Below are 14202 nucleotides of genomic sequence, written 5' to 3' on the forward strand. Positions count from 1 at the left end.
ACGCGCCGGGACCACGCCTCAGCCCGGTTTGGTCGCGGTGACCAGCCGCGTGGAGAACCAGGGGCCGCCGTACCACATGCGCCAGCCGAGATTGCGCCGTCGCACGTTGCGCCAGCCCAGTTCGCGCAGCCGGTCGGCGTGCTGACGGGTCTCCCAGAGGTCCGCGATCGCCAGCCGGCCGCCCGGTCGCAGCACGCGCGCGGCTTCGTCGAGCGCCTGTCGCCGGCCGGCATGGCCGCCGATGTTGTGAATGGCCAGGTTGCTCACGATCACGTCGACGCTGTCGTCGGCCAGCGGCAGCGCGGTCATGTCGGCGGTGTGCACCTCGATGCGATCGGCGACGCCTTCGGCGACCGCGTTGGCCAGCGTGGCCTGCTGCGAGTTGTCCGTCTGGTCCGCCTGCCACAGATCGACACCGATTGCGCGGCCCCGCGGCAACCGCTTGGCCGCGGCCAGCAGCACCGCACCACGTCCACACCCGAGGTCGAGCACCGTCTCGTCGCCGGTGAGCCGCAGGTCGCGCAGAACGCGGTCCCACACAACGAATTTCCCGGACCGCGTCGCGTACATGTACAGGAGCGTGTTTCCCGCGATGCCGGCGCTTGACACCGCGGCCAGCGCCGCCCTGAGCCGTTGGCCGCGCGCCCAGCTGATCCCCGCCCACACGGCCAGGGCGGCGGCTTGAGCGCCGATGCCTATCGCCTGGGTTCGCGCCGAGACTTTGTGGAAAGACCCATCGACTCCGTAATCGCCCTGGTGGTCATGCACGCCCCTCAGCTTACGACTCGGCAAGTCGCCGAAGGTTTTTCACGCGTCCTCACCACCGGCCGTAATGCACGACCTCGGAAAACGGCCGGCGATTCGGTTCGCGGATCGGGCGCAGCGGTCGATCGGCGGGATAGCCGACACCGAACAGGAAAGCCACCAGGTGATCGTCGGGCACGCCCAGGATGGCGCGTGCTTTCTCCTGATCCCCCACCGACGAATGACCGGTCCCGATTCCCAGCTCCGTGGCGGCGATCATCATCGCCATGGTGGCCTGGCCGATGTCGTAGTTGTCGGTGACCACGCGACGCTCGTCGGGCGGCACCGGCGCCACGATCGCGATCGCGGCCGGCGCCGCGGCGATGTGACCGGCCCCCCGCCAGACCGTGGACAGCTGCCGCAGCTGGGTGCGGTCGGTGACGATGACGAAATCCCACGGCTGACGATTTTTTGCCGACGGCGCGCGCCACCCGGCTTCGGCGATCCGGTTGAGGTCCTCGCCGGCGATCGCCCGCGGTTGGTACTCGCGCACGTTGCGTCGCGCGCAGATCGCGTCCCAAGCGTCCATCTGGTTTACCTCCCGGCAGCTGTTTTCCCAAGTATTGACGAAGCTCGCCCGAAGGGGCGCCGTCGAAGTTTGCTTACCGCGATATTGGGAAAGCCGTGAACCAACCTCGCGGCCCGTTCGTGGATAACTGAATGCACCCGAGTCAGAAAGGCGGGTAGCCGCCGTGGCCGACAACCTGACGCCGCACTTCAAAGAGGTGCAAGCCCACTACGACCTGTCGGACGACTTCTTCCGGCTGTTTCTCGACCCCACCATGACCTACAGCTGCGCGTATTGGGACCGCAACCGGGACATCCCGCTGGAAGAGGCGCAGCTGCGCAAGATCGACCTCTCGCTGGGCAAGCTGGGCCTGCGGCCCGGGATGACGCTGCTGGATATCGGCTGCGGCTGGGGCGCCACCATGCGCCGCGCGATCGAAAACTACGACGTCAACGTCATCGGCCTGACCCTGTCGACACACCAGGCGCAACATGTGCAGCAGCTCTTCGACGCGCTGGACACCGAACGCAGCAGGCGGGTACTGCTGCACGGCTGGGAAGAGTTCGACGAAACCGCGGACCGGATCGTCTCCATAGGCGCGTTCGAGCATTTCGGCTATGACCGCTACGACGACTTCTTCGCCATGGCGTATCGCACCCTTCCCGACGACGGGGTGATGCTGCTGCACACGATCACCATGCTGACCCCGCAGCAGATGGTCGAACGCGGCCTGCAACTGTCCGAGGAGCAGACGAGCTTCAACGAATTCATCGCCACCGAAATTTTTCCGGGCGGCCAGTTGCCGGCGATCGAGATGGTGGAGTTCCACGCCTCCAAGATGGGTTTCAACCTGAAACGCCGGCAGTCGCTGCAGCTGCACTATGCCCGCACCCTCGACTGCTGGGCCGAGGCGCTGCGGGCGCACCACGACGAGGCCGTCGCGATTCAGTCCGAGCAGGTCTACCAGCGCTACATGCGCTATCTGACCGGCTGCGCCAACGCATTCCGGGCCGGATACATCGACGTCAACCAGTTCACGCTGACGAAGTAGGCCCCGCCGGGCGCCGGGGGTTTATCGTGACAGCGCAATGCCGCTTCATCTACACCGCGCCGAGCGCACCGATCTGTTGGCCGACGGTCTGGGCGCTCTGCTGGCCGATCCGCCGGCCGACCCGTTCGCCACCGAACTCGTCGTGGTCCCGGCGCGCGGCGTGGAGCGCTGGCTGAGCCAACGGCTGTCGCATGTGCTCGGTCGCGCCGGCGGCGGCGGGGTTTCCGGCGGCGTGTGCGCGGGGGTTTCGTTCCGCAGTCCGGGCTCGCTGATCGCCGAGATCACCGGCACGGCCGACGCCGATCCGTGGTCGCCGGAGGCCATGGCCTGGCCGCTGCTGGAGGCGATCGACTGTTCGCTGGACGAACCGTGGTGCCGCACGCTGGCAACGCATGTCGGGCACTTCCACACCGGCGCGGAGGCCGAGCTGCGCCGGGGCCGCCGGTACGAGGTGGCCCGCCGGCTGGCCGGGCTGTTCGCCTCCTACGCCCGGCAACGCCCGCAACTGCTGCTCGACTGGCTGGGCGGCGACCCGGGTGAGCTCGACGAGGACCTGCGCTGGCAGCCGGAGCTGTGGCGGGCGCTGGTTTCGCGGGTGGCGGCCGATCCGCCGCACGTTCGCCACGCCAACGCCCTCGCGCGGCTTTCCGAGGCGCCCAGCGACCTGCCGGGGCGGCTGTCGCTGTTCGGGCACACCCGGTTGTCCCGTACCGATTCCGAGCTGCTGGCCGCGGTGGCCATCCACCACGAGCTGCATCTGTGGCTGCCGCACCCCAGCGACCGGCTGTGGCGGGCGCTGGCCGGTGCGCACGGGGCGATCCCCCGGCGCGGGGACACCAGCCACCGGGCCGTGCGCCATCCACTGCTCGCCACGCTCGGACGGGATGTGCGCGAGCTCCAGCGCGGCCTGCCGGCGGACCCGCAGACCGACGAGTACCTGCCCGGCGAGGCGCGCCCGGACACGCTGCTCGGCTGGGTGCAGTCCGACATCGCCGCCGATGTCGTTCGGTCGCAGGGGCGCACGCTCGCCGACGACGACCGATCGGTGCAGATCCACAGCTGCCACGGCGCGGCCCGCCAGGTCGACGTGCTGCGCGAGGTGCTGCTGGGCCTGTTGGCCGACGACCCGACGCTCGAGCCGCGCGACATCCTGGTGATGTGCCCGGACATCGAGACCTACGCGCCGCTGATCGTGGCCGACTTCGGGCTCGGCGACGTGGTGCACGGCGCGCATCCCGCCCACCAGCTGCGGGTGCGGCTGGCGGATCGTTCACTGATCCAGACCAACCCGCTGCTGCAGGTGGCCGCCCAGCTGCTGGCGCTGGCCGGCGGCAGGGTGACGGCCAGTGAGGTGCTCAACCTGGCACAGGCCGCGCCGGTGCGGGCCCGTTTCGGCTTCACCGACGACGATCTGGAGGCCATCACCCGCTGGGTGCGGCAGGCGAACATCCGGTGGGGACTCGACCAGGAGCATCGGCGGCCCTACCACGTCGACTTCGTGCACAACACATGGCGTTTCGGCATCGACCGGATATTGGCCGGCGTGGCGATGTCCGATGACTCGAACGCGTGGATCGACGCGACACTGCCGCTCGACGACGTGAGCAGCAACCGCGTCCCGCTGGCCGGTCAGTTCGCCGAATTCGTAGCCCGCCTACAGCGCGTGGTCGACTCCCTCACCGGCACAAGACCATTGGCCGAGTGGCTGGCCACCCTCGCCGACGGCATCACGCTGTTGACGCGGGTGTACGACGCCGAGGAATGGCAGGCCGGTCAGGTGCAACGAGAGTTCGCCGCGGCCCTGGGGCACGCCGGGTCGCGCAGCGACACCATGCTGCGCCTGCCCGACATTCGCGCGCTGCTGACCCGGCACCTCGCCGGGCGACCGACGCGGGCCAACTTCCGCACCGGCACCCTGACGGTATGCACCATGGTGCCGATGCGCTCGGTCCCCCACCGGGTGGTGTGCCTCGTCGGCCTCGACGACGGACTGTTCCCGCGCCTCGGCGTCGCCGACGGGGACGACGTGCTGGCCCGCCGCCCGATGACCGGGGAACGCGACATCCGCTCCGAGGACCGACAATTGCTGCTCGACGCGATCGGCGCCGCCACCGAAAAGCTGGTGATCACCTACACCGGCGCCAACGAATATTCGGGGCAGCCACGCCCGCCCGCGGTGCCGCTGGCCGAATTGCTGGACACCCTCGACATGACCACGGCCACGAAGGTTCGCCACCGTATCGTGGTCGAGCATCCCTTGCAGCCCTTCGACATTCGCAACGTCATCCCCGGTGAACTGGTGCCCGGGATGCCGTTCAGTTTCGACCCCACGGTGCTGCGCGCGGCGCGCGCGGCCGCCGGCGAACACACCGAAGCACCGCGGTTCATTGCGGCGCCGCTGCCGCCCCCGCCGGCCGGCGACGTCAACCTCGCCGACCTCGTCGGCTTCTTCAAGGACCCGGTGAAAGGCTTTTTCCGCGCGCTGGAATTCACGCTGCCCTACGACGTCGACGGCGTCCAAGATGCCATGCCGGTCGACATCGACGGCCTCGAGGAGTGGACCGTCGGCGACCGGATGCTAGGCGACATCCTGCGCGGGATGAGTCCGGATGATGCGCGGCAGGCCGAATGGCGTCGCGGCACACTGCCTCCGGGTCAGCTGGGATGGCGCAAGGTCACCGAGATTCGCGAGCAGGCCGCGACGTTGGCGCTCGAGGCGCTTCGTCATCGCCCCGCCGACGCCGCCGCCTATGACGTCGACATCGACCTGGGCGCCGGGCGTCGGCTCACCGGCACGGTGTCCCCCGTCTACGGCGATGCCCTGGTCTCGGTGACCTATTCGAGGCTGGACGGCAAGCACCTGCTCGAGTCGTGGATTCCGTTGCTGGCGTTGGCGGCTCACGACCGCGGCCGCGACTGGTCGGCGGTGTGCATCGGGCGGATGCGCCGGGGTAGGAGCATCCGGACGGAGGGACTGGCGCCGCCGGGTGGCGATCCCGTCGGGGTGCTGCGCGAGCTGGTGACAATCTACGATGCGGGACGGCGGGAGCCGCTTCCGCTGCCCGTCAAGACGTCCTATGCGTGGGCGGCCGCCCGGCACGGCGGCGACGACCCGGCGGCCGAGGCGCGGCGCCGATGGAGATCCAGTGACCGCTACCCCGGCGAGGACCAGGCGCCCGCGCACGTGCGGGCGTGGGGTCGCGGCGCGCCGCTGGAGGACCTGATGCAGCCGGTGCGGCCGGGCGAGGAGTGCGACGGCGAAGACAACCGGCTCGGCGCCTACGCGGCCCGGCTCTGGCTGCCGATGCTGCGCGCCGAGCGGAGGCCGGTCTGATGGAGCGCTTCGACCTCTTGGGCGCGCTGCCGGCCGAGCGCTCCACCACCGTGCTGGAGGCCAGCGCCGGGACCGGCAAAACGTTCGCGCTGGCCGGTCTGGTGACGCGGTATCTCGCCGACGGTGCGGCGAGCCTGGATCAGATGCTGCTCATCACGTTCGGCCGCGCGGCCAGCCAGGAGCTGCGGGAACGTGTCCGCTGCCAAATCGTCGACGCCGTACGCGCTTTCGACGACCCGTCGACGGTCGGCGACAACCAGTTGGTGGCGTACCTGCTGGAGGGCACCGACGATCAACGCGCGGTGCGTCGGCAGCGTCTTCGCGACGCACTGGCCGGCTTCGATGCGGCGACCATCGCCACCACCCATCAGTTCTGCCAGCTGGTGCTGCGCTCGCTGGGCGTGGCCGGCGACACCGCCGCGAGCGTGACCCTGCTCGACAGCCTCGACGACCTGGTGGTCGAGATCGTCGACGACTTGTACCTGGCGCACTTCGGACAGCAACGCGACGACCCGGCGCTGCACTATTCCGAAGCGCTGAGGCTGGCGCGCGAGGTGGTCAACAACCCGTCGACGCAGCTGCGGCCGCGCGATCCGGACCCCGATTCGCGGGCCGCCGTCAGCCTCAGGTTCGCCAATGACGTTCTCGCCGAGCTCGATACGCGTAAGCGCCGGCTGGGCGTCCTCGGCTACGACGATCTGCTGACCCGGCTGGCCGACGCGCTGGCCACCGACGACTCCCCCGCCCGGCTGCGCATGCATCAACGCTGGCCGATCGTCATGGTCGACGAGTTTCAGGACACCGACCCGGTGCAATGGCAGGTGATCGACCGCGCGTTCAGCGGGCGTTCCACCGTGATTCTCATCGGCGACCCCAAGCAGGCGATCTATGCGTTCCGCGGCGGTGACATCGTGACCTACCTGCGGGCGGCCGAGACGGCGGGCCGGCGCAGGACGCTGGACACCAATTGGCGCAGCGACTCCGCGCTGCTGCAGCGGCTGCAGGTGGTGCTGCGCGGCGCCCAGCTCGGTGACCCCGCGATCGTGGTCAACGACGTCGGCGCTCATCACCGGGGTCATCGGCTCGCCGGCGCGCCGCGCAACGATCCGTTCCGGCTGCGTGTTGTATCGCGAAAGACGCTGGGCCGACGCGGCATTCAGAACCTGCCCATCGACGAGCTGCGGGAACACATCGGCGCCGATCTCGCCGCCGACATCCGCGCCCTGCTGGCCGGCGGCGCCACGTTCGACGGTGAACCGCTGCAGGCCCGCGACATCGCCGTCATCGTGGAAAGGCACCGGGACGCGCACGCCTGCTTCCACGCGCTCTGCGATGCGGGTGTCCCGGCGGTCTACACCGGGAACACCGACGTGTTCACCTCCGATGCGGCCGAGGACTGGTTGTGCCTGTTGGAGGCGTTCGACCAACCGCACCGGCCCGGCATGGTGCGGGCCGCCGCCGCGACGATGTTCTTCGGCGAGACCGCCCAAACGCTGGCGGTCGGCGGTGACGCCCTCACGGATCGGATCGCGAAAGCCCTGCGGGAGTGGGCAGGTCATGCCCGCGAACGCGGCGTCGCGGCCATTTTCGAAGCCGCCCAACTGTTGGGGATGCGCGATCGAGTGCTCGGCTGGCGGGGCGGTGAGCGGCACATGACCGACCTGGCGCACATCACCCAGCTGTTGCAGGAGGTGGCGCACCGCGAGCATTACACCCTGCCGGCGCTGCGCGACTGGCTGCGACGGCAACGCGACGAGCGCGGCGGCGCACCCGAACGCAACCGCCGGCTCGACAGCGACGCCGCGGCCGTCCAGATCATGACGGTCTTCGTCAGTAAGGGCCTGCAATACCCGATCGTGTACCTGCCGTTCGCGTTCAACCGCAACACCCAGGACAGCGACGTGGTGCTGTTCCACGACGAGGATGGCGCGCGTTGCCTACACGTCGGCGGCAGGGACAGCCCGGACTTCAAAACCGTTGAGCGGCTGGGTCGTAAAGAGGATGCCAGCGACGACAGCAGGCTGACCTATGTCGCGTTGACCCGGGCGCAGTCCCAGGTGGTCGCATGGTGGTCACCGGCGTACTACGAGCCCAACGGCGGCCTGTCGCGGCTGCTGCGCGGGCGGCGGCCCGGCGAACCCGTGGTTCCGGACCGGTGCGAACCCGCGAAGGTCTCCGACGACGACGCCCTGGCCCGGTTGCGGGAGTGGGAGGCGGCCGGTGGGCCGGTCATCGAGGACTCGCTGGTGGCGCCGGCCCCGCCGCTGCCGCCCGCGCCGATGCCCCCGCACCTGGACAGCCGCCACTTCCACCGCAGCATCGACACCACGTGGCGGCGCACCTCCTATTCCGGCCTGATCCGGGTGGCCCAGGCCAGCGGGGTCGGCAGCGAACCCGACGCCGCCGAACTCGACGACGAGGTGGGTGATATCCCGTTGGCCTCGCCGGTGGCCGGGCCGGACGTGCCCTCGCCGATGGCGGACCTTCCGGCGGGCGCCACGTTCGGCTCCCTGGTCCACGCCGTGCTGGAGACGGCCGACCCGTTCGCCGCGGACCTGGCGGCCGAGCTAGAGGCGCACATCCGGGAGCACTCGGCGTGGTGGCCGGTCGCCGTCACCCCCGAGGCGCTGGCCGCCGCGATGGTGCCGATGCACGACACGCCGCTGGGCCCGTTGGCGGGCGGGCTGACGCTGCGCCACATCGGGCGCTCGGATCGATTGCGGGAACTGGATTTTGAGCTTCCGCTGGCCGGCGGCGATCGTCCCTCGGTCGCGCCCGAGGTCCGACTGGCGGATCTGGCGCCGCTGTTGCGCGAGCACCTCCCGGCCGACGATCCGCTGGCGTCGTATGCCGACCGGTTGAGTGACCCCGCGCTCGGTGATCAGTCGTTGCGCGGTTATCTCACCGGTTCGATCGACGCCGTGCTCCGCATTCCCGACGGCACGGGGCACCGCTTCGTGGTGGTGGATTACAAGACCAACCGGCTCGGGGATCCGGAGCGGCCGCTGACGGCCGCCGACTACGACCGGCAACGGATGGCGGAGGCGATGCTGCATTCGGACTATCCGCTGCAGGCGCTGCTGTACTGCGCAGTGCTGCACCGGTTCTTACGTTGGCGGGTAGACGATTACGACCCGGTCCGGCATCTCGGGGGTGTCCTCTACTTGTTCGTGCGGGGCATGTGCGGTGCGGAGACCCCGGTGCTCGACGGGCACCCGGCCGGCGTCTTCAGTTGGCAGCCGCCGGCGTCGTTGATCGCGGCCGTGTCGGACCTGCTCGATGCCCAGGGGGTGCCCGCGTGACGGTGGAGGTGATGTCGGCGACCGGGTTGCTGCGCACGTTCAGCGATGCCGGTGTCCTCGAGGCCGCAGATGTCCATGTCGCGCAACGGCTCACCGCGCTCATCCATGAGTCCGACGAGCGGGTGGCGTTGGCGGTCGCCCTGGTGGTGCGCGCGCTGCGGGGCGGCTCGGTCTGTGTGGATCTGCGCGCGGCGCCCGCCCAGGTCAGCGACGCCGACCTGCCGTGGCCCGCCGCCGACGACTGGCTGGCGGCGGTGCGGGCCAGTGCTTTGCTCGGACCGCCACCGGTGCTGCGTCTTTTCGGCGATCTGCTGTACTTCGACCGGTACTGGCTCGAGGAAGAGCAGGTGTGCACCGACCTGCTGTCCCTGTCGGCCGCACCCGTCGTCGTCGAATCATCCAGCTATGACCGGCTTTTCGAGCCCGGCTACGAAGAACAGCGGGTGGCCGCCGAAATCGCGGTGTCGCAGGCGGTGACCGTGCTGACCGGCGGCCCCGGCACCGGGAAGACCAGCACGATCGCGCGGCTGCTCGCCCTGCTGATCGAGCAGGCCGAGCGGGCCGGTCTGCCGCCGCCCAGGATCGCGCTGGCCGCACCGACCGGCAAGGCGGCGGCGCGGCTGGCCGAGGCGGTGGCCGCGGGAGCCGAAAAGCTCCGCCCGGTCGACCGGGCGCGGCTGACCGGCCTGCCGGGCACCACGCTGCACCGGCTGCTGGGACCGCGGCCGGATACATCGGTGCGGTTCAAGCACAATCGCGCCAACCGGCTGCCGCACGACGTCGTCGTGGTGGACGAGACGTCGATGGTGTCGTTGACGATGATGGCGCGGCTGGTTGAAGCGATCCGGCCGGACTCCCGGCTGATTCTGGTCGGCGACCCCGACCAGTTGGCCTCGGTCGAGGCGGGCGCCGTGCTGGCCGACCTGGTGGACGGGCTGGCCGCCCGCGGTGACGTGCGGGTCGCCGCGCTGCACACGCCACACCGGTTCGGCACGTCGATCGGCGCGCTGGCAGAAGCGATCCGGGTCGGTGACGCGGACCGGGTCGTGGAGCTGCTGGCGGCCGGCGGTGAGCATGTCGAGTGGGTGGAGTCCGGGCGTCCGGCCGATCGGCTGCGGGAGGTACTCGTCGCGCACGCGCTGCGGCTGCGATCGGCCGCGCTGGTGGGCGCGTCGACAGAGGCGCTGGCCACGCTGGACGAGCACCGGCTGTTGTGTGCGCACCGCGAGGGACCCTACGGGGCGACGCACTGGAACACACTGGTGCACAAATGGATTGCCGAAGCGACCGGCCAGCCCGCCTGGTCGCAGTGGTACGCCGGGCGTCCGGTGTTGGTGACGGCGAACGACTACGGGCTGCGGCTCTACAACGGAGACACCGGCGTGACGGTGGCCGGCGCGGACGGCTTGCGGGCCGTCATCGCCGGCGCCACCGGACCGCTGGACTTCGCGACCAGCCGCCTCGGCGAGGTCGAGACCATGCATGCCATGACCATCCACAAGAGTCAGGGCAGCCAGGCCGACGAGGTGACGGTGTTGATACCGCCGGAGGATTCGCGATTGCTGACGCGGGAACTGTTCTACACGGCGGTGACCCGGGCGAAGGCCAAGGTGCGGGTGGTGGGACCCGAGGCCTCGGTGCGCGCCGCCATCGAGCGCCGCGCGATGCGGGCCACCGGATTGCGGCAGCGGCTGCGGGCCGACGCCGCGACGAGTTGACAGCCGGCATGGACGACAACGACGGTCCCACACCGACATCGCGGGCGGCATCGCCGACCGCGTCGCGACGCGGCCACTTTTTGCGCCTCGCCGTGTTTGTCACCTTCCTGGCCCTGGTGTTCTACCTGGTGGCCGTCGCGCACGTGATCGACATCGAGGAGGTCCGGCAGGTGGTGTCGGCCACCGGTCCGGCCGCGCCACTGACTTACGTCGTCGTCTCGGCCGTGCTCGGCGCGCTGTTCGTTCCGGGCTCGATTCTGGCCGCGGGCAGTGGGTTGTTGTTCGGTCCGCTGCTGGGCGTGTTCGTGACGCTGGGCGCGACGGTGGGCACCGCGATCGTCGCGAGTTTCGTCGGGCGGCGGGCCGGGCGCGACAGCGCCCGGGCGCTGTTGGGTGCGACCCGGTCCGACCGCATCGACGCCCTCATCGGGCGCCGGGGGCTGTGGGCGGTGGTCGGGCAGCGGTTCGTCCCCGGGATCTCGGACGCGCTGGCCTCCTACGCGTTCGGGGCGTTCGGAGTTCCGCTGTGGCAGATGGCCGTTGGCGCGTTCATCGGATCGGTTCCGCGGGCCTTCGTCTACACCGCGCTGGGCGCCTCGATCGCCAACCGCTCCTCGCCGCTGGCCTACGCCGCGATCGCGGTGTGGTGCGTGACCGCCGTCGCCGGCGCGTTCGCCGCGCATCGCGGATACCGGCAATGGCGTGGACACGGCCGCGGCAGTGGCGACACGCCGGACCCGGATCCGCACACCGGGCAGCCCTGATGGGTTATCCGCGTGTGTCAGCGCGGTGACCCCAGCATCTTCTTCCACGCCTCGTCCCCGATGTTGGTCGAATTCGCAACGGAATACACCACACCGTCGGGACCCACGACCGTGCCGCTGCGCACGTCGTAGAGCGCGGTGGGCAGCGTCGCCGGCGTGTAAATGCACGGGTTGGGTTGCTGCCCGTTGCACCGGACGCTGCCCGATCCGGGGCGCTGCAACGGATCGCTTTTCGGCGGCGGTGTGCCGGGCACCTGATCGGCGGGCAGCGGGTTGAGGCCGTTGTCGACGGACGGCGCCGGGATCACCTGACCGGGCTTCACGGGTTGGTCACAGCGCGCGCCCGGCGCAGGACAGGTGAGTATCTGATCGGGGTCGCCGTACCAGGGGTTGGTGCCCACCGGCACATAGGGTTCGGTGCTGCGGCATTCGCGCGGGGTCGCCGCCCGCTTGCCCGGCACGTCGACGCACGGGTAATTGCGCGCCCCTCGAACCACATTCGTCGCGTCCATGGGGATCTTGCAATACATGCCGGCCGGGAGCGGCGCCGTGGTGGTGTCGGCCGGAGCCCGCCATTCCGATGCCGGCAAGAAGCCGGTCAGGCATGGCGGTGGTTGGTTGAGCGATATGGCGCCGACGCCGAGGGCGGCCTGGCCGGGAGATTGCGCGGTCACCGACTGGGCGATCGCACCCGACTGCGGCAGGAACACCAACGCCTGCTCGACGCCATTGTGGTAGCGCTTGAGCATGTCGATGACGACCTCGAGATTGGCCAGGGTCTGCGGCAGCGACTCCCGCACGTCGCCGAACGTGGTGTTGACCTGAGCGGCCGTCGGCGGCGCGTTGGCCAGAACGCTGCGCAACGCCTGATCGTTCTGCGCGGTCTGCCCGGTCACCGTGCTCAGGTTGGCGGCCCAACGCCTGATCGTGCCAACGGAATCGGCCTGGCTGTCGATGATCGGTGCCGACCGCCCGATGATGTCGTCGACGTCATCGATGCTGCCCCGCATGTCGTGGGCGATCGCCTGGGTGGCATCCACCAGGCGGCGCAGCGACGGCCCCAGCCCACCCAGCGCCTGCGACGACTCGTACAGCAGTGCGGCCACCTTGTCCTTGGGCAGCACCGCCAACCCGCGGTTGGCGGCATCCAGGGCGGGGCCGATCTGGCTGGGCACCGTGCTTTTGGTGATCGTCTGTCCGTCGCGCAGGTACGGGCCCCGGTTGGCGGTCGCAACCAGGTCGATGTATTGCTCGCCGACCGCCGAGACCGAGTGCACATTGGCCGACGCGTCGGTCGGTATCTGGTAGCCGTTCTCGATGCTCATCGTCGCGCGCGCGCCGCGCTCGGTTGGTTCGACACCGGTGACCTTGCCGATGGTGATGCCCCGATAGGCGACGTTGGCCGTGCGGTACAGGCCCCCGGATTGCGGCAATTCGGCATACAGGGTGTAGCGGCCGACGCCGACCAAACTCGGTATCCGCAGGTAGTACCAGCCGAGGATCACCACCGCGGCCACCGCCACGCCCGTCAACAGCACCAACTGCGTTTTTATCAAGCGGGGCAGCATCTTTCATTCACCCCTTTCCACCAGCGGCCCTCCCGGGGCGTCGTTGGGGTTCGGCGTGTAGCGCACGTCCGGGATCATGGTGTCCGGATCCCGTCCCCACGACTGCTCGAGCGCCCGCAACGCGCCGGACAAGCCGGTTCCGGTCAGCATCGTGTTATCGATGGTCGACAGTGTCAGGTCGAGCGCGGCGGACACGTTGACGTAGTCACCGCGGATCACCTGCTTGACGTCGTCGATGTTGAACGGCGCTGTAAGACCCAACTTCAGCGCTCCGGCCACGAACGGGCCGGCCAGGACGAGTTGGCGCAGCGGCCGCTGCAGCGACCGCAGGTCCCGGTCCAGGTTGGGCCGGGCCCCGGCCAACGCCCGGTTGGCGGCGCTGCTGAATCGGCCCAGGGATTCGGTGGCGTCGGCGAACAGCTCGCGGGTGTCGGCGAAATGCTGAATCAGCGGCGGGATGTCGGTCAGAACTTGGTCCAGTGTGTCTTTGCGGTCCGCGAAGATGGCCAGGAGCTCGTTGGTCGAGTCGATGGCGCGGGTGAGGTCGTCGCGCTGGCGGTTCAGTTCGGTGATGAATGTGTCCAACCGCCCGAGGAATTCGCGGATCTGATCGGCGCGGCCATCGAGGGCGTTGACGACCTCGGTCTGGATCGAGTCGAGATTCGCGATGCCGCCACCACTGAGGATCACCGCGACGCTTGCCAACGTGCGTTCGACGGTGGGGTACGCCGAGGAATCCTTCAGTGCGATCGTGTCGCCGCTCTTCAATGGCCGCGCGGACGGGGTCTTCGGCGCGGTCAGCTCGACATGCTGAGTGCCCAGCAGGCTGGTCTGGCCGATCTTGGCGGTCGCGTTTGCCGGTAGCTTCACGCCCGGATCGAGATCCAGTCTCAGCGTCGCGATCCAGTTCTTCAGGGTGATGGCACGCACCGTGCCGACCCATACATCGGCGACCCTGACCCGACTATTGGTGTTCAGCGCCAAGGTATCTGGCATCTGCACGTAAATCGTCATGTGGTCGGCGCCCGTGCCGCGCCCGACCGGTAGCGGCATGTCAGCGATGCCCCGCCAATGGCAGGACGTCAACATCACCACGGCCAGCAGCATCGCCAGCCCGCGGCTGGCGGCTCCGATGATCAGGCGCCGCGCTGCC

General features: G+C 69.7%; 9 protein-coding genes. 5 read left to right on the forward strand and 4 right to left on the reverse strand.

Annotated elements, in window-relative coordinates:
• Positions 1-18: 18 nt before the first annotated feature.
• Both A5775_RS05200 and A5775_RS05205 read right to left on the reverse strand, forming a co-directional pair.
• Positions 19-768 (reverse strand): class I SAM-dependent methyltransferase, encoded by a 750-nt coding sequence (locus tag A5775_RS05200; RefSeq protein ID WP_067248568.1) that lies wholly within the window; start codon positions 766-768, stop codon positions 19-21.
• Between the two features lie 49 nt (positions 769-817).
• Entirely contained in the window at positions 818-1333 is a 516-nt protein-coding gene (locus A5775_RS05205; RefSeq protein ID WP_067248572.1) for a nitroreductase family protein, read from the reverse strand.
• 163 nt (positions 1334-1496) lie between these two features.
• Between A5775_RS05205 and A5775_RS05210 the strand changes: the two genes are divergently transcribed.
• From A5775_RS05210 to A5775_RS05230, 5 genes are read left to right on the forward strand one after another with little or no spacing between them, the layout of a single operon-like run.
• Entirely contained in the window at positions 1497-2363 is an 867-nt protein-coding gene (locus A5775_RS05210; RefSeq protein ID WP_067248576.1) for a cyclopropane mycolic acid synthase family methyltransferase, read from the forward strand.
• 37 nt (positions 2364-2400) lie between these two features.
• The gene (gene recC / locus A5775_RS05215; RefSeq protein WP_067248581.1) at positions 2401-5697 is read left to right on the forward strand and encodes an exodeoxyribonuclease V subunit gamma; all 3297 of its coding nucleotides are present in this window, start codon (positions 2401-2403) and stop codon (positions 5695-5697) included.
• Entirely contained in the window at positions 5697-8999 is a 3303-nt protein-coding gene (gene recB / locus A5775_RS05220) for an exodeoxyribonuclease V subunit beta (protein ID WP_067248584.1), read from the forward strand. Before recC ends, recB begins: the two co-directional genes overlap by 1 nt.
• Before the next feature lie 11 nt (positions 9000-9010).
• Positions 9011-10717, forward strand: a complete 1707-nt coding sequence (gene recD / locus A5775_RS05225) for an exodeoxyribonuclease V subunit alpha (RefSeq protein WP_067248983.1) — start codon at positions 9011-9013, stop codon at positions 10715-10717.
• 8 nt (positions 10718-10725) lie between these two features.
• The gene (locus A5775_RS05230) at positions 10726-11481 is read left to right on the forward strand and encodes a TVP38/TMEM64 family protein (protein WP_082952882.1); all 756 of its coding nucleotides are present in this window, start codon (positions 10726-10728) and stop codon (positions 11479-11481) included.
• Positions 11482-11498: 17 nt separating this feature from the next.
• Here the strand turns inward: A5775_RS05230 and A5775_RS05235 are convergent, their stop codons facing one another.
• Positions 11499-13049 carry an MCE family protein gene (locus A5775_RS05235; RefSeq protein WP_067248587.1) on the reverse strand — a complete coding sequence of 517 codons (1551 nt, stop codon included), beginning with the start codon at positions 13047-13049 and terminating at the stop codon, positions 11499-11501.
• A gap of 3 nt (positions 13050-13052) precedes the next feature.
• The gene (locus A5775_RS05240) at positions 13053-14156 is read right to left on the reverse strand and encodes a virulence factor Mce family protein (protein ID WP_082952894.1); all 1104 of its coding nucleotides are present in this window, start codon (positions 14154-14156) and stop codon (positions 13053-13055) included.
• Positions 14157-14202: the final 46 nt, after the last annotated feature.

The organism is Mycobacterium sp. 852002-10029_SCH5224772, from assembly GCF_001667315.1.
Lineage (GTDB): Bacteria > Actinomycetota > Actinomycetes > Mycobacteriales > Mycobacteriaceae > Mycobacterium.